The organism is Blautia acetica, from assembly GCF_038739805.1.
Taxonomy (GTDB): Bacteria; Bacillota; Clostridia; order Lachnospirales; family Lachnospiraceae; genus Blautia.
This window is the reverse complement of sequence record NZ_JBBEWO010000001.1, coordinates 112812-132607: the sequence shown is the minus strand read 5'-3', so window position 1 is coordinate 132607 and position 19796 is coordinate 112812. Positions and strand designations below refer to the sequence as shown.

The window sequence follows — 19796 nt, the reverse complement described above, 5'->3', positions numbered from 1 at the left end:
TTCTACTTCCTGTTCCGGCGAAAGTTTCCAGCCCTTTGCTGTCTGGCAGCCTATCTCGGAACTTCCACCATAATATATGCTTCTACTTTGTCTTCTTCTTTAATATCGTTGAAATCTTCAAATACCAGACCACATTCATAGCCTGCTTTGACTTCCTTCACATCATCTTTAAAACGCTTCAGAGACGCCAGCGCACCTTCAAAAATCTGCTCGCCCTCTCTGGTGATACGAACCTTGCAGTTTCTCTGGAAAATACCGTCCAGCACATAAGAACCTGCGATGTTGCCCACACCGGAAGCCTTGAATATCTGACGCACTTCTGCGTGTCCGATGACTTTTTCTTCAAATACAGGGTCTAACATACCCTTCATAGCTGCCTCTACATCCTCAATAGCCTGGTAGATAACGCGGTACAGACGCAAATCCACACCTTCCTGCTCTGCCACAGATTTGGCCGTAGCGTCCGGACGCACGTTAAAACCAATGATAATGGCATTGGATGCGCTGGCCAGGGTTACGTCGGATTCGGTAATGGAACCAACACCGCCGTGGATAACTTTTACCACAACCTCTTCGTTGGAAAGTTTTACCAGACTCTGTTTTACGGCTTCTACAGAACCCTGTACGTCTGCTTTTACAATAATCGGCAGTTCTTTTAAATTACCTGCCTGAATCTGGCTGAACAGATCGTCCAGAGACATTTTTGCCTTGGTTTCTTCCAGCAGACGGTTTTTATTTTCAGAAACAAAGGTTGCCGCAAAGTTTTTGGCTTCCTTGTCGTTTTCTGTCACCACCAGGATTTCTCCTGCATTTGGCACATCGCTGAGTCCCAGAATTTCCACTGGAGTGGAAGGACCTGCTTCTTTTACCTTTCTTCCCTTATCGTCAATCATGGCACGGACTTTACCTGAACTTGCGCCTGCTGCAATAAAGTCTCCCACACGAAGGGTACCTTTCTGTACCAGAATGGTTGCCACAGGGCCTTTTCCTTTATCCAGCTCTGCTTCAATAACCAGACCTCTGGCTCTTCTGTTTGGATTTGCCTTTAATTCCCCAACCTCTGCAGTCAGAAGAATCATTTCCAGAAGATTGTCAATGCCTTCTCCTGTGTGTGCGGATACCGGTGCAAAAATGGTGCTTCCGCCCCAATCCTCCGGAATCAGTTCGTATTCGGATAATTCCTGTTTTACTCTTTCAATATTTGCGCTTGGTTTATCAATCTTGTTGATGGCAACAATGATTTCTACTCCTGCTGCTTTTGCATGGTTGATAGCTTCTACCGTCTGCGGCATAACACCGTCGTCTGCAGCAACTACTAAAATGGCAATGTCTGTGGCATTGGCGCCGCGCATACGCATCGCTGTAAACGCCTCATGTCCCGGTGTATCCAGGAAGGTAATCTTCTGCCCATCTACATTTACCATGTACGCGCCAATGTGCTGGGTAATACCTCCGGCTTCCCGGTCTGTCACATGTGTCTTTCGGATACAGTCAAGAAGAGAAGTTTTCCCGTGGTCAACGTGACCCATAACACAGACAACAGGCGGTCTGGAAACCAGTGTGCTTTCGTCTTCTTCGTCTTCTTTCAGAAGTTCTTCGATAACGTCCACCTTTTCTTCCTGCTCTGCAATAATGTCATAATCCAGTGCAATTTCCTGTGCTTTTTCAAAGTCGATTTCATGGTTTACGGTAACCATAACGCCTTCCAGGAACAGTTTTTTCACAATGACAGACGGCTGCATTTTCATCTTTTCAGCCAGTTCACGAATGGTCATTTTTTCTGGAAGTGTGATTTCCTTTACTTCCTCTCTCTTTTCTTCCTTCGGATGGGTTACCGGTTTCTGCAGCTGCATAGCCTTTGGAATTCTCTGGGTCTGACGGCGGCCTCCCTGATTCGGGCGCTTGCTCTGATTCTGGTAATCATCCCTCTTATTGTCTTTTTTCTTATTTTCTCTGTTGGCCTTGCGGCTGTCTTTTTCTACAAACTCCAGCTTCGGTGCATCAAACTTGCTGCCCTGCTCTCTTCTGCCTTCGTTTCTTCCTCCGAAACGATTGTTGGAACGCTCTCCATTGTTATTTCCGCCAAAACGGCCATTGGAACGCTCTCCATTGTTGTTTCCGTTATAACGGCCATTGGAACGTTCTCCGTTGTTGTTTCCGTTATAGCGGCCATTGGAGCGCTCTCCGTTGTTATTTCCGTTATAACGGCCATTGGAACGCTCTCCGTTGTTGTTTCCGTTATAGCGGCCATTAGAACGCTCTCCATTGTTATTTCCATTGTAACGGTTGTTGGAACGTTCTCCGTTGTTGTTTCCATTGTAGCGGTTGTTGGAGCGGTTATCCCCGTTATTCCGGTTGTTGGAACGATTCTCTCCATTATTATTGCTGTTATAACGGTTATTATTCGGACGGCCTTCTCCGTTTCCGTTGTTATTATTATAGCGATTATTATTTGGACGGTTGTTTCTGTTCTCCTGTCTCATGGATTCCTGTGTACCTCTGTTTTCTCCCTGCCGGTTATTCTGACGTTTTTCATTGTTTTTCTGTTCCTGACTGTCATTTGCCTGACGCTGGGGTTTCTGTCTGTGCTCTGGCATATGACTGGCATTCTGAGGGCGGAACACCTGAATGATTTTTTTCTTTGGTTTTTCACCGTCTTCCTGCTTAGCAGCATTTCCACCTGCAGAAGAGACATTTCCCTTTCTGTAATTTGCTCTTACCATATCGGCCTGTGATTCATCCACATTGCTCATATGGCTTTTTAACTCTATATTTTTGGATTTCAGAAAATCTAAAATCTCCTTATTGCTTTTGTTTAACTCTTTTGCGAGTTCGTAAACCCTTGACATATATTGCCCTCCTTCTACGTGTTAATGTCCTGTTTTTTCCAGCTTTTTCACCATTGCCACAGCAAAATTTTCATCTGTCAGCGCTAATGACGCCCGATATTCTTTTCCTATGGCGCTTCCCAACTCCTCCTTTGTTCCAATCCTATAAAAAGGTACTTCGTAATACGTACACATATCTTTGAATTTTTTTCTTGTGTTGTCCGATGCGTCCTCTGCCACAAGCACCAGAAAAGCCTTTCCTGACTTTACTGCATTTTCTGTGGCAAACTCTCCGCTGACAATCTTTCCGGCCTTTGCCGCAAGTCCCAGAAGGGACAGCTCTCTATAACTGTTCAAGCTTTTCAAACTCCTTTGTCAGGCTTTCATACACTTCTTTTGGTATGGCTGTTTTTAAAGACCGCTCCAGCCCTTTATTTTTTATGGCTTTCTCCAGACATCCTTTGTCAAAACACAAATACGCTCCTCTTCCGTTTTTACGTCCTGTAGCGTCCAGAATAATTTCATCCTCCGTTGTCTTTAAAACACGGAGCATTTCTTTTTTACTCTTCATTTCCCCACAGCCCACGCATTTGCGCATAGGAATTTTCCGTACTGTACTCATAGCGCCACCTTACTCTTCCATTTCTTCTTCCAGATCTGCGTATGCTTCTGCAGCGTCCTCTGACTCCTCTGCATAGTCCTCTTCTGTATAATTCTGTGCCGGTTCTTCCTCTGCATACTCCTGAGATTCTTCCCCGTTTTCGTAATACTGGAAGTCGCCGGCTTCTCTGGCCTGTGTTTCACTCTTAATATCAATCTTGAAGCCTGTCAGTCTGGCTGCCAGTCTGGCATTCTGTCCTTCTTTGCCAATAGCCAGGGATAGCTGAAAATCCGGTACGATAACCATAGCTGTTTTCTCTTCCGGGTCTGCCATAACAGAGATAACCTTTGCCGGGCTCAACGCATTTTCAATCAACAGAGCGGGGTTGTCACTCCAGTTGATAATATCAATTTTTTCGCCTCTTAATTCCTCTACAATAGAATTGACTCTGGCGCCGTTCATACCAACGCATGCACCAACCGGGTCTACATCCGGGTCATTGCTCCATACGGCGATTTTGGTACGGGAACCGGCTTCTCTGGCAATGCTCTTAATTTCAACCGTTCCGTCCTTCACTTCCGTAACCTCTGCTTCAAAGAGACGTTTTACCAGTTCCGGATGGGTTCTGGAAACCAGAATCTTCGGTCCCTTTGGTGTGTCCTTGACTTCCAGAATATACAGTTTGATTCTCTCTGTAGGCTGGAATACTTCTGTCTTCACCTGCTCGTTTTCTGTCAGAACCGCATCGGCCTTGCCAAGATTAATGCTGTAGTTTCTTCCCATGCTTCTCTGTACAATACCAGTGACAATATCACGTTCTTTTCCGTAATACTGGTTAAAGATTACTTTTCTTTCTTCTTCGCGGATTTTCTGCAGAATCACGTTCTTGGCATTCTGTGTGGCAATACGTCCGAATTCCTTTGATTTTACTTCCACATTCACCACATCTCCCAGAGCATACTGGGAATTCATCATCTTTGCATCTGCCAGACTGATTTCTGTCACAGGGTCCATAACTTCTTCTACTACGGTTTTTTCAGCAAACACACTGAAATCACAGGTCTCATGGTTAATATTGACCTTGATGTTGTCTGCCTTTCCAAAATGATTTTTGCACGCCTGAAGCAAAGACTGCTCAATCGCCTCCAATAATGTGTCTTTGCTGATGGATTTTTCTTTTTCCAGAATATTCAGCGCTTCTAATAACTCTGTGTTCATTTTTTTATTTCCTCCTAAACTCTCTATGGTTCTATGGTTTTAAAAATCAAAAGCAAGACGTATCAGTGCAATGTCTGATTTCTGGAAGGTTTTTTCTTCTCCCTCACAATCAATGGTTACACTGTTTTCATCATATGCCGTCAAGATTCCATAAAATTCCTTTTCCCTGTTCACTGCGCGGTAGGTTCTGATTTCCAGTTCCTTTCCCATGCTTCGTTTGTAATCCTTCTCTTTTTTCAAAGGTCTTCCAAGCCCCGGAGAACTGACTTCCATAATATAAGTATCCTCAATAAAGTCTTCTTCATCCAGTTTCTCGGAAAAGGCCCGGCTGACCACCTCACAGTCTTCCACTGTAATTCCCTGGGGTTTATCAATGTATGCCCGCAGATAAAAGCTGCTGCCTTCCTTTACATATTCCACGTCTACCAGTTCAAAACCATGAGCAGCCACAATGGGCTCAATGAGCGCTTCTGCTTTCTGTTCATATATTTCTTTCTTACTCACGTTTTCACCTTCCTTCGGCTTGTCATTCACACTTACATCCTTTGCACAAATGATAAGAGTGGACCCTTTGGCCCACTCTTATGCTATCGTTATTATCTAGTTCTCTAATAGGATAACACTATTTACCGGAACTTGCAAGTTCTTTTTTGGCAGGCATACTCCAGACCAGTACCAACAGCCTGTCCGAGCCCCCGGAATAGATGTCCCAGGAAATTCCCTCTCCCGGCCGGAGTACAGAGGCATTCTGTGCCGCATCCTGAACCAGACTTCCATTTACCAGAGCTTCCGCTGCCTGGTCATAGGCTTCCTGACTGCCGAAATACAGCTCCGTCTTCCGGGCTCCTGCATTCATATCCCTTAACAGGACATTATAAATCTGGTTGTAATCATAGCTGTCATACCAGCAGCCCGCATTTTTGTAATAATTATAGCTGTCATCCTCGCATACAGGAAGCGGAATATCATCGTTAGGAATATGAGTTTCTCCCAGAAATTCCCCTGTGCAGCACAGATAGCTGTAATAAATCTCCACTTCTGCCTGGCTTTCATCCTCATAGTTAGGATTTCCCCAGGTCGTATCCACATAGTAATACTTTTCTCCTATTTTCACCAGATTCCATGCATGACTGGAATTTTCTTCATCGGCTATCTCTCCCACAACCAGCGTGCAGAAAATGCCCATTTTATTCAGGAGATACTGCGTCGCTTTGGAATAACCCATACAGACTGTTTTTCCGCCCAGAAACACACTGCGGATATTCTGATTGTCCGGACTGTTTTCATCATAACTGACATTTCGAATCAAAAGCTCATAGACCGCCTTGATTTTCCCGTAAGTATCTGTTTCCCGGGGAATGGTTTCCAGCCATTCTTCCGCCTTTTCCTCTATCTGCCGCTTCAAATCCTGGGCTTCTTTTTTACTTACCAGATAAGTGGGCACAATTTTCATGCCCGCGGAAGAACCGTCGCTCCATTCTTCTTCCCAGTACTGAAAAGCTCCGTCTGTCCAGAAATATTCCGGGTGGTCAATCATCGCCATATTAACAATCACAGACAGCCGTTCCTCAGAAACCGGCGACAGGGAAATTTCCTCCTGAAATTCCTCCAGCCCTTTGATAAACTGACGGTAAATCTTCTGCTCTTCCTCCAGCAGCGACTGATATCCATAGTATAAGGCAGTCTGGGACTCCTCCAGTTCCTTTTCCGGAAGGTCTTCATTCAAAAGCTGTCCTATGGTAATCTCTGTTTCCTTTTCCTTTGAAAAAGCTTCCTTCCACGCTCCGGCACTGCAGCCTGCCATGCTTTGTGCCAGCAGAACCGCCGCAAACAGTATTCCCCATCTGTTCCCTTTTCTTTTCAAATCGCACCTCTTCTTTTCCCGGATGCAGAATCAGACACGCACCTTGGTTCCCTTTGTGTCTCTTTTTGCCAGCTTCAATTTGTTCAGTACCATGGTTTTTTCTTTGTACACAACCTCATAGTCTGTTCTGCTTTCCAGCATATAGGCATGTTCCACTTCATCTTTCTCATCCATACGGATGGCTCTGACCCCCAGAGCATTTCTCTTTTTCTCCGGAATTTCCTCTTTTAAAAATTTCAGGAAATATCCATTCTTTGTCTGCAGTACCACATACTCCATAGGTCCGGCATTCTGCACCAGAATTACTTTATCCCCTTCCCCCAGCTTCGTAGCGGCAATGGTTCTCTTGGTTACATCAAACTCAGTTCCGTCTACCAGTTTTATCATCCCCTGCGCTGTCATAAAACAAATCTTTGCCTCTTTTAGCGCTGACTGGGCTCCTACAAATACAATCTGCTCCGTACTGCTGTCATAATTGCTCACATTATCTACCGGAGTCCCCTTATCCCGCAGCTTTCCATAGGGCAAATCCAGCACCTTTACCAAATGCATACGCCCGGAGTCCGTAAAGAGACAAATCTTGTCTGTATTCATACAGGAAAATACATATTTATGCTCACTGTCTGCTGTTTCCTTATTGCGCTCATAAATCCCCTTGTCCATAGTACGCACATAACCAAAACGGTCCATAAGGAACACAACTTCCATCTCTTCGATTTTCTTCTCTTCATAAACAGCTTCTGCTGCATTTTCCACAGATGTTCTTCTGGGCCTGCCGTATTCCTTTTTTATCTGCTGCAGTTCTTTTATAATCACTTCTGCCATGGAATCATAGTGGTTTAAAATATCTTCGTACCGGGCAATTTTTTTCAGGGTTTCTGCATGTTCTGCCACCAGAGTCTCCATTTCCAGTCCAATGAGTTTATAAAGGCGCATATCCAGAATCGCCCCTGCCTGGCGTTCCGTAAAGCGCAGTTTTTTCGCCTGGCGCTCACTGGTCTTTGTCTTAAAGCGAATACCTTCCGTAATGCCGCTGATAAGGCAGTTTTTTACCTGCTCTCTGCTCTTGCTGCCTCTTAAAATTTCAATAATCAAATCAATGACATCGCAGGCCTGTATGAGTCCTTCCTGAATCTCCTGGTTTTCCCTTTCTTTTTTCAGAAGATTGTTATATTTTCTGGTCGTCACCTCAAACTGGAAATCCACATGATGCTCAATAATCTGCTTTAATCCCAGTGTTTCCGGTCTTCCCTGCGCCACGGCCAGCATATTTACCCCAAAGGTATCTTCCAGCCTGGTCTTTTTATAAAGCATATTGGTGAGATTTTCAATATCCGCGCCCTTTTTCAATTCCAGCACAATACGGATTCCCTCTTTGGAGGACTGATTGGAAATATCGGCAATATCCGTGGTCTTCTTTGTCTCACTGAGCGCTGCCACATCATTTAAAAATTTACCAATGTTGGCGCCTATCATAGGATAGGGAATTTCCGTAATCACCAACAGGTTTTTCCCATTCTTTCCCTTTTCGATTTCCACCTTTCCTCTGACTTTTATCTTTCCGGTTCCGCTCTCATAAATAGAAAGCAATTCATCCTTATTGACCACAATGCCGCCGGTGGGAAAATCCGGTCCCTTTACATAATTCATCAGTTCCCGGGTCGTAATCTCATTGTTCTTCATATAGGCAATAACGCCGTCCAGTACCTCTCCCAGATTGTGAGGCGGAATACTGGTTGCCATACCTACCGCAATGCCGTCCGCACCGTTTACCAGAAGGTTTGGCACACGCACCGGAAGTACCTCCGGCTCTTTCTCTGTCTCGTCAAAGTTAGACACAAAATCTACTACATTTTTATCCAAATCCCCCAGATAGACTTCCTGGGTAATTTTCTGCAGCCTTGCTTCCGTATATCGCATGGCCGCCGCACCATCCCCTTCAATAGACCCAAAATTTCCATGTCCATCCACCAGAGGCTGTCCTTTTTTAAAATCCTGAGCCATAACCACCAGGGCTTCATAAATAGAACTGTCCCCATGGGGGTGATATTTACCCATAGTGTCTCCTACAATACGGGCACACTTCCGGTAAGGCCTGTCATAACGGATTCCCAGTTCATACATATCGTACAGAGTCCTTCTCTGTACCGGTTTTAACCCGTCCCGTACATCCGGCAGGGCACGGGCGATGATAACACTCATAGCATAGTCAATATACGACTTCTGCATGATTTCCGAATACTCGGTTCTGATAATATTATCCTGATTTTCAGCCATACTGCTTCTCCTATATATCTAATTCCGCGTCACGGGCATGTTCATAAATAAACGCCTTTCTGGGAGGCACTTCGGTTCCCATCAGCACTTCCGTCACCTCAGAGGCCATTCTCGCGTCTTCGATTTCCACCAGACGCAGCATACGGGTCTCCGGGTTTAACGTAGTTTCCCAGAGCTGCTGGGCGTCCATTTCTCCCAGACCTTTGTATCTCTGGAGAGTAAACGGCCCTTTATGCCTCTTTCTGTAATGTTCCAGCGCTTTGTCGTCATAGAGGTATTCTTCTTTTCCCTTAGACGGCATGGCTTTATACAGAGGCGGCATAGCAATATATACATGTCCCTCGTAAATTAGTTCCGGCATAAAGCGGTAAAACAGCGTAAGCAGCAAGGTGGAAATATGGGCTCCGTCCACATCGGCATCGGCCATAATAATAATCTTATTGTAACGCAGCTTCGTAATATCGAAATCATTTCCGTATCCTTCCGAAAAACCGCAGCCAAAGGCATTTATCATAGTCTTAATTTCCGCGTTGGCAAGCACTTTATCAATAGTTGCCTTTTCTACATTCAAAATCTTTCCCCTGATAGGCAGAATCGCCTGAAAGCTTCTGTCTCTTGCCGTCTTAGCGCTGCCCCCAGCAGAATCTCCCTCCACAATAAAGATTTCGCAAAGCGAAGGGTCTCTCTTTTCACAGTTAGACAGTTTTCCATTGGAATCAAAGGAATATTTCTGCTTTGTCAGAAGATTCGTCTTTGCTTTTTCTTCTGTTTTTCTGATTTTTGCAGATTTTTCCGCACAGGCCAGCACGCTTTTCAGCACATCCAGATTCCGGTCAAAATACAGGACAATCTCTTCCCCCGTTACCTTGCCCGCAGCCTTAGATGCATCCTGGTTGTCCAGCTTTGTCTTGGTCTGTCCTTCAAAACGAGGCGCCGGATGTTTAATAGAAACCACAGCTGTCATCCCGTTTCGCACATCTGCCCCGGTAAAATTGGCATCCTTTTCCTTCAAAATCCCCAGTTCTCTGGCATATGTGTTCATCACAGAAGTAAACGTAGTCTTAAATCCGGTCAGATGCGTGCCGCCCTCTGAGTTATAAATATTATTGCAAAATCCCAGGACATTTTCCCGAAACTCGTTGACATACTGAAAAGCCGCTTCCACGGTGATTCCGTCACATTCCCCTTTAAAATAAACAGGTTCGTGCACCACTTCGCTCTTCTTATTCATATCTTTGATAAAGCCTACAATGCCGTCCGGCTCATGATACACAATCCTTTCCGGATTTTCTGCCCTTTTATCCTCAAATACAATTGTCAGCTCCGGATTCAAATATGCGGTCTCATGTAACCTGCTTTTCACTTCCGTAGAAGAAAATCTGGTTTTCTCAAAAATCTCTGCGTCCGGCAGAAAATTCACCAGAGTTCCTGTGGCTTTTGTCCGCCCCAGCTTAGGAAGCAGCCCGTCCTCCAGCTCTATGGTAGGCACACCTCTCTCATAGTGGTCGTGGTGCACATACCCTCCTGTACTGATTTTAATATCCAGATAAGCAGACAGGGCATTGACAACAGACGAACCCACACCATGCAGTCCGCCGCTTGTCTTGTATACAGAATCATCGAACTTTCCTCCTGCATGCAGGGTAGTGAAAACCAGACGCTCCGCAGACATTCCCTTTTCGTGCATCCCCACGGGAATTCCCCTTCCGTCATCCTCTACGGTAGCAGAGCCGTCTGCCTCCAAAGTCACCCGGATATTCTTACAAAAACCTGCCAGGTGTTCGTCCACTGCATTATCTACAATTTCATAAATCAAATGATTCAGACCTTTGCGGGAAACGCTTCCGATATACATTCCCGGACGCTTCCGCACTGCTTCCAGTCCTTCCAGCACCGTAATACTGCTGGCATCATAAGTATTCTTTTTTGCCATTTTCATTAACCTTTCTTCATCAGCTTTTTCATCAAAAATACCCCTGCAAATCCGCAGAGCAGGCCAAGTACCATACCGGCCAAAACATCTGTGGGAAAATGTACGTAAAAATACAATCTGGAAATTCCCATAAGGAAAGCCAGTACCAGACTACAAATTCCCAATTTTTTCTCTGTGAGAAGCAAAGCCCCTGCCGCCGCAAAAGAAGCCATGGTATGTCCGGAGGGGAAGGAATAATCCTTCGGAACCCGCACCAGAAGTTCTACTGTATCATTTATCCAGCAGGGACGGGGACGGGCCACCAGTGGTTTTAAAATTACATTTGCCAGAAGAAAATCCAGCACCAGGGCCAGAAGAACCGCCACCCCGCACTTGCGGAATCTTTTGGTGCACAGCAGTATCACCCCCAGCAATATCCAGAACCATCCTGCCTCTCCCAGCATGGTAACAAATGCCATAATTTTCGTAAGTACCGGATGATGCATCTCTTGCAGCATATCCAGAATCGCAAACTCCCATTCCATATTGTTGTCACCTTTCCTTGATTTTCAGACAAAAAACCCCTGCCTGAAATCTGTAAATATCTGTAAAGACTTCTGTATCATATCTCATTTCACCCATATTTTCAAATCTTTTTTCTTTGTTCTCTCATTATAGCGAACATTTGTTCTGTCTGTCAAGATGCTTTTTTACTCATTTTTACATTTTTCTATTTTTTTCAAAAAACCCCTTGACATTCTTCTTATTATCCTGTATTATGTGCAAGTACGGTTCGTTGGTCAAGCGGTTAAGACGCCGCCCTCTCACGGCGGAAACACGGGTTCGATTCCCGTACGAACTGCTTTTGGGAAATACTCAGCTGAGTATTTCCCATTTTTGTTATTATCAAAAATATTCCCGGTACACAGGAGGTTCTTATGGAAAAATTCGTTGATTTGCATGTACATTCCACAATTTCTGACGGCACCTTTACCCCCGAAGAACTGGTTTCTTATGCTCTGCAAAAAGGACTGTCAGCTTTTGCGCTTACGGACCACGACACCACAGACGGTATTTCGGCAGCACAAAAGGCAGCCCAAAACACCGGACTTGAAGTAGTGCCGGGCATTGAACTGTCTACCACCTGGCAAAACCGGGACGTACACATTGTAGGACTGGACATTGACTGGAGCAAGGAGGCGTTCCAGAAAACCCTCCGGGAATTCAAAGCTTCCAGAGAACTGCGAAACGACAAAGTCCTGGCCCTTCTGCAAAAAGAAAACATAGACATTACCCGAAAGGAAATGGAAAAAAGTTTTCCGGACAGCGTCTGGACAAGAGCCCATTTTGCCAGATTTCTGCTGGAACATCACTATGTGGGCTCCATAAAAGAAGCCTTTGACCGTTATCTGGGCGACCATGCCAGATGCTACGTTCCCAGAGAGAAAGTCACTCCCGCTCAGGCCATTGAACTGATTCACCAGGGCGGAGGAAAAGCTATTTTCGCCCATCCGCTTTTGTGCCGCCTTTCCAAAGAACGTCTGGAAAGCTTTCTGGACATACTGAAAAAAGCAGGACTGGACGGCATGGAAACCGTATATTCCACCTACACCCCCGCTGACCAGATACGTATGACAAAACTTGCCAAACGCTATGGACTCAAATGTTCCGGGGGCAGTGATTTTCACGGTGCCAACAAACCTCACATTGACCTGGGCTGCGGACAGGGAAATCTGCAAATCCCCTACTCTGTACTGGAGGAACTGCGTTCTTAAAGACCAAAACGTTCTTCCTGATTTTCACCAAAAGGTATGGGCATGAAAAAACTCCAGAAAGTTTTCATGCCCATACCTTTTCTCTTACTCCTCTTCCGGAGCCTCTGCCGGTATAAATACCCGCTCATCTCCTGCCTGCCTCGGAATTCTGGCCCTCTCGTCCGCCTCCTGGCAGAAATATTCCTGAGAATTCACCAGTTGTTTTCCTCTTTTGTCAATCTTTTCATAACTTCCGTCCGGCTGCAGTACATGAGCCTTTACGTTATCCGTCAGCTGCATATGGAGGATGTGCTTAACCTCTTCTTTAATATCCTTATCTTCCACCGGGAACACAATTTCCACTCTCTTATCCAGATTTCTTGGCATCCAGTCCGCACTTCCCATAAAAATTTGTTCCTTGCCTCCACTGCAGAAATAGAAAATCCGGCTGTGCTCCAGATAATTTCCCACAATGGAGCGCACAGTAATGTTTTCACTGATACCCGGAATTCCGGTCTTCAAACAGCAGATTCCACGGACAATCAAGTCAATCTTCACACCTGCCGCGCTGGCAGCATACAGAGCTGCAATAATATCTCTGTCGCAAAGAGAATTCATCTTAGCCACAATCCTGGCTTCCCGTCCTTTCAGCGCTTCTTTTTGTTCCATCTCAATGAGATGCAGGAAACGGTCCCGCATCCAGATAGGTGCTACTACCAGTTTATTCCAGCTTTTCGGCTCTGAATAACCGGAAAGCATATTAAAGACAGCCGTAGCGTCTTCACCGATTTTTTCTGAGCAGGTAAGAAGACCGCAGTCTGTATACAGCTTTGCCGTGGAATCGTTGTAATTTCCCGTACCCAGATGAACGTATCTGCGGATTCCCTCTTCTTCCTTTCGCACCACCAGGGTAATTTTACTGTGGGTTTTCAACCCCAGAAGCCCATAGATAACATGGCATCCCGCCTTTTCCAGTTTCTTTGCCCACACAATGTTGTTTTCCTCATCAAACCGGGCTTTTAATTCTACCAATACAGTCACCTGTTTGCCGTTTTCCGCCGCCTGGGCCAGGGCTGCAATAATCGGTGAATTGCCGCTGACACGATACAGCGTCTGCTTAATGGCAAGCACCTGAGGGTCTTTAGAAGCCTGACGCACAAAATCCACTACAGGGGCAAAGGTCATAAACGGATGATGCAAAAGAATATCCTGTCTCCTTATCTGCGTAAAAATATCCTCCTCTGTCATCATCTGAGGAACCGGAGCCGGTACATGCTGGGTGATTTTCAAATCCTCAAACCCCTCCAGACCATACATTTTCATAAGAAAAGTCAAATCCAGAGGCCCATTGACTGCAAATACATCTTCCTCTTTCATCTTAAATTCCGTTTTCAGGATGTTGAGCAGACGGGCATCCATTTTTTCATTGACATCAAGACGGATAACCTCGCCCCACTGTCTCTTTTTCAGCTGTTTCTGAATTTCATTCAAAAGGTCTGCCGCCTCATCTTCATCTATGGTCAAATCTGCATTCCGGATAATCCGGTACGGGCAGGCACATACCACCTGATTGCTTAAAAACAACTTGCCGATGTTCCTCTCAATGACCTCCTCCAGAAGGACCACCGCTTTTTTTCCTTCTTTCTCACAGGGAATTTCCACAATTCTCGGCAGCACAGAGGGAACCTGCACCGTGGCAAATTCCAACTCTTCTTTGTTCTTTTTATTTTTCTTTGCAATCAAAGCGCCGATATTTAAGGTTTTATTGCGGATAAGAGGGAAGGGTCTGGCGCTGTCCATAGCCATAGGCGTAAGCACCGGATAAATGGTTTCGTCAAAATATCTATCCACAAATTCCTTCTGCTCTTTATTTAAACTTTCGTGTTTTTCCACCACTACAAGCCCTGCTTTTTTCAGTCCCGGCAACAGAGAGCGGTTGTAGGTGCTGTACTGCATTTGGATAAACTCCCGAAGCACAGGCGCCAGCTCTGCCAACTGCTCCTTTGGAGACAGCCCTGCAATATCCGGCTTTGTATATTTTGCATGAACCATGTCTTTTAAGGAAGCCACGCGAATCATAAAAAATTCATCCAGATTAGAAGCTGTAATGCTCAAAAATTTCAGGCGCTCAAATAAAGGCAGGCTCTTATCTCTTGCTTCTGAAAGTACTCTCTCATTAAAGCCCAGCCAACTCAGTTCTCTGTTGCGGTAATATTCCGGTTTTGTATATGCCTTAAAATCCATACTCTTACTCCTCCTTATTTCCGTTTTCTGACTTTCAGCACAGGACGGATACTGAAAATCTCTTCAAAAAAGTCCGCCTGTTCCGGCAAAAGCCCTTTCTCCAGAGCAAGATCTTCTCTGGCCGTCACCGTAAGCAGCAGCTCCTGGTCTTTTACCGCTGCCTTAATTTCCTCAATTTTCTGCCTGTGACTTCTGTCCAGCACATTAGCCACCCGGATAATCGCGGTCAGTTTTGCGGCTGTCATATAGCTCCTCCGGTCAATTTCCGACTTAGAATCTGCGCTTCCATAATACTGAAACGGCTTTTTAATAAATTTCACCACATTGGCAATCATTTCCCGTTCCCTGTGGGACAATCCGATAATTTCCGTGGACATGATGATTTCATAGGCACATTCCGACGCATTGCTCAGACTGATATAATTGCCGCAGTCATGAAGTAAAATGGCTATCTGCAGCAAAAGCCGCTCTCTGGCTCCCATACCGTGCACTTTTTTCATACTGTCGAAAATCGCCAGGGCATTCTTGGCTACCGCCTGCGTGTGGTTCTTTCCGCTCATATACCGCTTCGCAATGTTTTTGGCAGACACCAGAATATCATTTTCAAAATTGTGCTTACTCTTAATCAGCTTATGCCGCTCTGCGTAATCATAAGCCACACCGTCATTCAAATGTGTTCCCGGCAGCCACATGGTCTGTCCACCCAGTTCTTCGATAAATACGCGGTAAATAATCATGGCCGGCACCATAATCTCTGCATATTCCAGAGAAACCCCCAGCTTCACGGAAACCTCTTCTGCGGAATGTGCCATAACCCATGCATATTCCTCCATAAAAGTTTCATAACTGATGGTTCTGCTTTCTGTCATGGTGGTCTTTCTTTCAAAAAGACGTTCCATAAACGTATTGCCCATAAGAATAATATGGTCTGCCCTGCGGTCCTTTAAATGCAGTTTTTTAAACCCCAGAATCTGGTTATGTACCAGTTCTTCCACCAAACGTTCATAATGAGCAGCTTCTTTTTCCAACGGCAGCAAAAGTTCTTTAATTCTTAAACTTCCCATCTTAAAATTCTGGGTGGTGACCAGCATATCTTTGTCAAAAAGAGAAATCTGTACATTTCCTCCGCCCACTTCCATGACAGCGGTTCCTTTCTGAATCATCTTCGCAAAAGACGCCTCTTTGGCTGCCACAGACTTGTAGCCGTAAAAGCGCTGCTCTGAATTACTGAGTATTTCCACCCGTATACCCGTTTTCTGATATACCTGCTCCATCACAATCCAGACATTTTTCGCTTCCTGGAGCGTGCTGGTAGCACAGGCCCGGTACGCCTCTGCCTGATATTCCTTCATAATTTCTGTAAAATCTTTCAGAATGCGGCACAGTTCTTTCGCTGTTGCAAAGGTGATTTTTCCTTCCCCATAAGTTTCCCGGCCGATTTCCAGGCGGCTTCTCACTTCATTAATACACCGTATTCCGTTTCTTGGGGATATTTCGTAAATATCCATACAGACATTGTAGGAACCTACATCTATTGCTGCAAATGTTGTCACTCCCATAAATTTCTCCTTTCCTCTGCCGTTATTTCATAAAGTCAAGCAATGCGCTGCCCATTTTTTCTGCTGCAATGTAGCCTTCTTCGTACAGACGCTCCAATTTTTCCCGATTTTTTTCAATTCTGCCGATTTCCACAGGTTTTTCCGGACAAATAAGGAAAACATTTCCCTTCTTTTCTTCCTCATACAGATAATCAAGGGCTGCATTGTAGTCCAGATGCCTGTTTTTCATACGCGCCACCAGCTTGGGAAACTCTCTTTGATACCGCAGATAGGCTGCGGGCATGGCTTTATTGGGTTCTTTACGGTATCCTCTCTGTCGGGTCAGCACCACTACCTGCTTATGGTTTCCCAGCTTCTCTGATTGTTTTACAGGAATAGAATCTGCAATTCCCCCGTCCAGATACGGCGTATTTTTAATCCAGACCGTCCGTGAAAGCAGGGGCAGGGAGCTGGAAGCCCGCACATAATGAATTCCTCTGTGCATATCCGTAATTTTCTTATACTCTGCTTCTCCTGTTTTGCAGTTGGTTACTACGACGTAAAATTCTGTAGGATTTTCGGAAAATGCCTGATAATCATAGGGATTCAATTCTTCCGGAATTTTCCGGTAACACATATCCACACCAAACAAATCTCCTGTTTTCATAAGATTTTTGAAACTGCAGTAAGTCTCATCCTCCAAATAATCCGTATTGGTTTCAAATCCCCGCCGCCTCTGCTTTGACAGGAAGCTGCAGGCGTGGCAGGCTCCTGCAGACACCCCGATACAAGTATGAAAAGACAGGTTTTTATCCAGAAAATAATCCAAAACTCCAGCTGTAAATGCGCCTCGCATACCGCCGCCTTCTAAAACCAGTCCAACCTTACACTTTGCTGTCATATTTTCCCTTCTTTCTGTTCACATATTTCTATTTTATCACGAATCCGGGCATTACAAAAGTTAAATAAATTTAACAAAACGACACCAGACCTCATATCTGGCGCCGCTTTGTCTATAAAAACTATTCTCTTTTCTTATCTAACGTATTTGTCATACTTTCCAGAGAAATCCCCAAGGTAGAAAGATTGTGCAAAAGCGCAGAAGTCCCTGGTGCAAGAACTCCGCCAAGTCCCAGGGCAATCAGCCCCATATTAAATCCGATAACAAAACGGTAATTTCTATGAATCCGTTTCATCAGACCGTTGCTGATTCTTTTCAGCGTTACCAGCTGGTACAAATCTTCTCCTGAAATTGTAATATCTGCAATTTCTCTGGCAAGCTGTGCGCCTCCGCTGACGGCAATCCCTGCGTTGGCTGCCGACAGGGCCGGAGAATCGTTGATACCGTCTCCTACCATAATCACCTTGCGTCCCTCTGCTTTTTCCTGCTCTACAAAAGAAGCCTTATCTTCCGGCAGAACCTCTGCATAGAAGGCATCCACACCTGTCTTTTTGGCAATGGCCGCAGCCGTGCCCGCGCTGTCTCCGGTCATCATTACGACTTTTCGGATTCCCGTTTCCTTTAAAGCTGCTACAATCTCTCTGGCCTCTTCCCTTAACGGATCTTCAATGCACAGCACTGCCGCCAGTTCACCGGAAATTGCCAGATACAAAAGAGAATATCCTATAGGAAGGTTCCGGAAATTTTCCTCTTCCCCTTCGGGGATTCTGCATTTTTCATCTTCAAAGATAAAATGATGGCTTCCGATTAAAACCTGCTGCTCGTTCACCTTCGAGGAAATGCCGTGGGCCACTACATAGTCCACCTTTGTGTGCATTTCTTCATGAGCAAGGCCCTCCTTCTGGGCCTGAGCTACTACTGCATTGGCAATGGAATGAGGGAAATGTTCTTCCAGGCAGGCTGCCAGACGAAGCATTTCATCCCGGCTTCTTCCTCCGAAAGGAATCACCTCTGCAACCGTAGGTTCTGCCTTGGTAAAAGTTCCTGTTTTATCGAAAACTACTGTTTCCGCTTCCGCTACCGCCTCCAGGAATTTTCCTCCCTTCACAGTAATCTGGTAATCCTGACATTCTCTCATGGCAGACAGAACTGCAATAGGCATAGAGAGCTTTAATGCACAGGAAAAATCCACCATCAGAATAGACAGAGCCTTGGTTACATTCCGGGTAAGGGCATAAGTTGCCATCGTTCCCAGAAAACTCAGCGGCACCAGTCTGTCTGCCACATGAGCTGCTTTTCCCTCCAAGGAAGATTTCAGTTTTTCTGATTCTTCAATCATGGAAACAATCTTTTCATACCGGGTACTGCCGGCAGACGCTTTCACCTGAATCAGCAGTTCACCTTCTTCCACTGCGGTTCCGGCATAAACATAAGCGCCTTCTTCCTTTTTCACTGGAATACCTTCTCCTGTAAGGGACGCCTGATTCACCATAGCCTCTCCGCCTACTACAATTCCGTCCAGCGGAATCATATTCCCCATATGCACACAGATAACGTCATGCTCTTTTACCTCACCTGCGTCCATAAGGATTTCTGCCTCTCCCTGTTTTACCCATACTTTTTCAACCTGCAGAGACATACTTCTGGCAAGGTCTGCCACAGATTTTTTATGCGTCCACTCTTCCAGAATTTCTCCTACACTCAAAAGCAGCATAACAGAACCTGCTGTACTGATATCTCCTCTGAGCAGAGAAACTCCGATGGCTGCGGCATCCAGTACCGGCACTTCCAGCTTTCTCCGTTTCAGACATTGAAGGCCTTCTTTCATAAAATGCAGAGACTGCACCGCTGCCTTTGCAGCAGCCAGCGGTGCCGGAAGAAACAGCTTGCAGAGATAGTGCACGGCAAGCTTTGCAATAAGCTTTTCCTTATAAACATTCATCAATTCCCGTCCCGTGTTCTCCGGAACCAGTTCCTGAAGCTCCCGGTTCTCAAAAGAAAACGCTGTCAGACCTTTGATAACTTCCTTCCTGCTGCCGCTGTAGCAAACCACTGCATGGCCGGTTCTTTCATACACCTTTGCAGAAACCACATTTTCAAGTGTGCCCAAATAGTACTGCAGCATATCCGCTTCTTCCACGGTCAGACTCTTCTTCGGCGTGGCAAAACGAATACGACCTCTGATTTCATGCTGAATCTTTATTCGCATTTGGCATCTTCCTGTTCTTTTTCAGCCTCTTCTTTTACTTCTTCAGCTTCTTCCGCACCGTCTTCCTGGGCGCATGCTTCTTCTGCATAGCGCTGTGCATTGATTTCATTTGCTTCCGCCAGAACATCTTCTGCGTTTTCCTGTACCGTTGTCACCGCATCCATAACACAGTCTTTTGCTCTTAATACGGCTGCAGTAGCCTGCACATAAGCTTTTTTCGCGTCCTTACTTCCCAGAATCTTAACTCCTGCTGTTCCAAATAAAACTCCGCCTGCAAAAAGTGCCGCTTTCTTCATTAATTCTGTACTTATCATCTTCAAATCCTCCTGTATTTATTTGTGCTTGTAACCTGTGTAAAATGTCATTCCAAGGCAGAAAAGCATCGCCCATGCCCAAAACCTGTGCTTCTTCATTTTTTCCACTCCTTTTCCATTTTACATATTTTCTAAT

The 19796-nt window shown here is 45.3% G+C and carries 15 protein-coding genes and 1 tRNA gene; 2 read left to right on the top strand and 14 right to left on the bottom strand.

Features of this window, described 5'->3' with window-relative positions:
• Positions 1-50: 50 nt before the first annotated feature.
• The 9 genes from infB to WBS51_RS00585 form a co-directional block, all read right to left on the bottom strand.
• Positions 51-2849, bottom strand: coding sequence for a translation initiation factor IF-2 (gene infB / locus WBS51_RS00625; RefSeq protein ID WP_173747316.1), 2799 nt, complete (start codon positions 2847-2849; stop codon positions 51-53).
• A 21-nt stretch (positions 2850-2870) separates the two neighbouring features.
• Positions 2871-3185, bottom strand: coding sequence for a L7Ae/L30e/S12e/Gadd45 family ribosomal protein (locus tag WBS51_RS00620; RefSeq protein ID WP_173747315.1), 315 nt, complete (start codon positions 3183-3185; stop codon positions 2871-2873).
• Complete coding sequence (rnpM, locus tag WBS51_RS00615) at positions 3172-3450, bottom strand: RNase P modulator RnpM (RefSeq protein WP_173747314.1); 279 nt, start codon at positions 3448-3450, stop codon at positions 3172-3174. Before rnpM ends, WBS51_RS00620 begins: the two co-directional genes overlap by 14 nt.
• Before the next feature lie 9 nt (positions 3451-3459).
• Positions 3460-4647 carry a transcription termination factor NusA gene (nusA, locus tag WBS51_RS00610; protein WP_173747313.1) on the bottom strand — a complete coding sequence of 396 codons (1188 nt, stop codon included), beginning with the start codon at positions 4645-4647 and terminating at the stop codon, positions 3460-3462.
• A gap of 39 nt (positions 4648-4686) precedes the next feature.
• Positions 4687-5151 (bottom strand): ribosome maturation factor RimP, encoded by a 465-nt coding sequence (locus WBS51_RS00605; protein WP_173747312.1) that lies wholly within the window; start codon positions 5149-5151, stop codon positions 4687-4689.
• A 118-nt stretch (positions 5152-5269) separates the two neighbouring features.
• The gene (locus WBS51_RS00600) at positions 5270-6511 is read right to left on the bottom strand and encodes a transglutaminase domain-containing protein (RefSeq protein WP_294460037.1); all 1242 of its coding nucleotides are present in this window, start codon (positions 6509-6511) and stop codon (positions 5270-5272) included.
• Between the two features lie 30 nt (positions 6512-6541).
• On the bottom strand, positions 6542-8788 hold the full coding sequence (locus tag WBS51_RS00595) for a DNA gyrase/topoisomerase IV subunit A (RefSeq protein WP_173747311.1): 2247 nt from the start codon (positions 8786-8788) through the stop codon (positions 6542-6544).
• A gap of 10 nt (positions 8789-8798) precedes the next feature.
• Positions 8799-10721, bottom strand: a complete 1923-nt coding sequence (locus WBS51_RS00590; protein ID WP_173747310.1) for a DNA gyrase/topoisomerase IV subunit B — start codon at positions 10719-10721, stop codon at positions 8799-8801.
• 5 nt (positions 10722-10726) lie between these two features.
• Complete coding sequence (locus WBS51_RS00585) at positions 10727-11245, bottom strand: phosphatase PAP2 family protein (protein WP_173747309.1); 519 nt, start codon at positions 11243-11245, stop codon at positions 10727-10729.
• Positions 11246-11490: 245 nt separating this feature from the next.
• Between WBS51_RS00585 and WBS51_RS00580 the strand changes: the two genes are divergently transcribed.
• Together WBS51_RS00580 and WBS51_RS00575 are read left to right on the top strand one after the other, a co-directional pair.
• Positions 11491-11562, top strand: a tRNA-Glu gene (locus WBS51_RS00580).
• A 76-nt stretch (positions 11563-11638) separates the two neighbouring features.
• Positions 11639-12475 (top strand): PHP domain-containing protein, encoded by an 837-nt coding sequence (locus tag WBS51_RS00575; protein ID WP_173747308.1) that lies wholly within the window; start codon positions 11639-11641, stop codon positions 12473-12475.
• An 84-nt stretch (positions 12476-12559) separates the two neighbouring features.
• Here WBS51_RS00575 and WBS51_RS00570 read toward each other — a convergent pair whose 3' ends face one another.
• The 5 genes from WBS51_RS00570 to WBS51_RS00550 all read right to left on the bottom strand — a co-directional run bounded on the left by WBS51_RS00570 (position 12560) and on the right by WBS51_RS00550 (position 19660).
• Positions 12560-14698, bottom strand: a complete 2139-nt coding sequence (locus WBS51_RS00570; protein ID WP_173747307.1) for an RNA degradosome polyphosphate kinase — start codon at positions 14696-14698, stop codon at positions 12560-12562.
• Between the two features lie 14 nt (positions 14699-14712).
• The gene (locus tag WBS51_RS00565) at positions 14713-16257 is read right to left on the bottom strand and encodes a Ppx/GppA phosphatase family protein (protein ID WP_173747306.1); all 1545 of its coding nucleotides are present in this window, start codon (positions 16255-16257) and stop codon (positions 14713-14715) included.
• 22 nt (positions 16258-16279) lie between these two features.
• Complete coding sequence (locus tag WBS51_RS00560; RefSeq protein ID WP_173747305.1) at positions 16280-17137, bottom strand: patatin-like phospholipase family protein; 858 nt, start codon at positions 17135-17137, stop codon at positions 16280-16282.
• 121 nt (positions 17138-17258) lie between these two features.
• The gene (locus WBS51_RS00555) at positions 17259-19346 is read right to left on the bottom strand and encodes a heavy metal translocating P-type ATPase (protein WP_173747304.1); all 2088 of its coding nucleotides are present in this window, start codon (positions 19344-19346) and stop codon (positions 17259-17261) included.
• Positions 19337-19660 carry a DUF6110 family protein gene (locus tag WBS51_RS00550; protein ID WP_173747303.1) on the bottom strand — a complete coding sequence of 108 codons (324 nt, stop codon included), beginning with the start codon at positions 19658-19660 and terminating at the stop codon, positions 19337-19339. Before WBS51_RS00550 ends, WBS51_RS00555 begins: the two co-directional genes overlap by 10 nt.
• Positions 19661-19796: the final 136 nt, after the last annotated feature.

Excerpts from the sequence above, each read along its gene's own strand:
- WBS51_RS00555 (WP_173747304.1), bottom strand. The coding sequence starts at position 19,346 with ATGCGAATAAAGATTCAGCATGAAATCAGAGGTCGTATTCGTTTTGCC.
- rnpM (WP_173747314.1), bottom strand. The coding sequence starts at position 3,450 with ATGAGTACAGTACGGAAAATTCCTATGCGCAAATGCGTGGGCTGTGGG.
- infB (WP_173747316.1), bottom strand. The coding sequence starts at position 2,849 with ATGTCAAGGGTTTACGAACTCGCAAAAGAGTTAAACAAAAGCAATAAG.
- WBS51_RS00570 (WP_173747307.1), bottom strand. The coding sequence starts at position 14,698 with ATGGATTTTAAGGCATATACAAAACCGGAATATTACCGCAACAGAGAA.
- WBS51_RS00585 (WP_173747309.1), bottom strand. The coding sequence starts at position 11,245 with ATGGAATGGGAGTTTGCGATTCTGGATATGCTGCAAGAGATGCATCAT.
- nusA (WP_173747313.1), bottom strand. The coding sequence starts at position 4,647 with ATGAACACAGAGTTATTAGAAGCGCTGAATATTCTGGAAAAAGAAAAA.
- WBS51_RS00595 (WP_173747311.1), bottom strand. The coding sequence starts at position 8,788 with ATGGCTGAAAATCAGGATAATATTATCAGAACCGAGTATTCGGAAATC.
- WBS51_RS00560 (WP_173747305.1), bottom strand. The coding sequence starts at position 17,137 with ATGACAGCAAAGTGTAAGGTTGGACTGGTTTTAGAAGGCGGCGGTATG.
- WBS51_RS00590 (WP_173747310.1), bottom strand. The coding sequence starts at position 10,721 with ATGGCAAAAAAGAATACTTATGATGCCAGCAGTATTACGGTGCTGGAA.
- WBS51_RS00550 (WP_173747303.1), bottom strand. The coding sequence starts at position 19,660 with ATGATAAGTACAGAATTAATGAAGAAAGCGGCACTTTTTGCAGGCGGA.
- WBS51_RS00575 (WP_173747308.1), top strand. The coding sequence starts at position 11,639 with ATGGAAAAATTCGTTGATTTGCATGTACATTCCACAATTTCTGACGGC.
- WBS51_RS00565 (WP_173747306.1), bottom strand. The coding sequence starts at position 16,257 with ATGGGAGTGACAACATTTGCAGCAATAGATGTAGGTTCCTACAATGTC.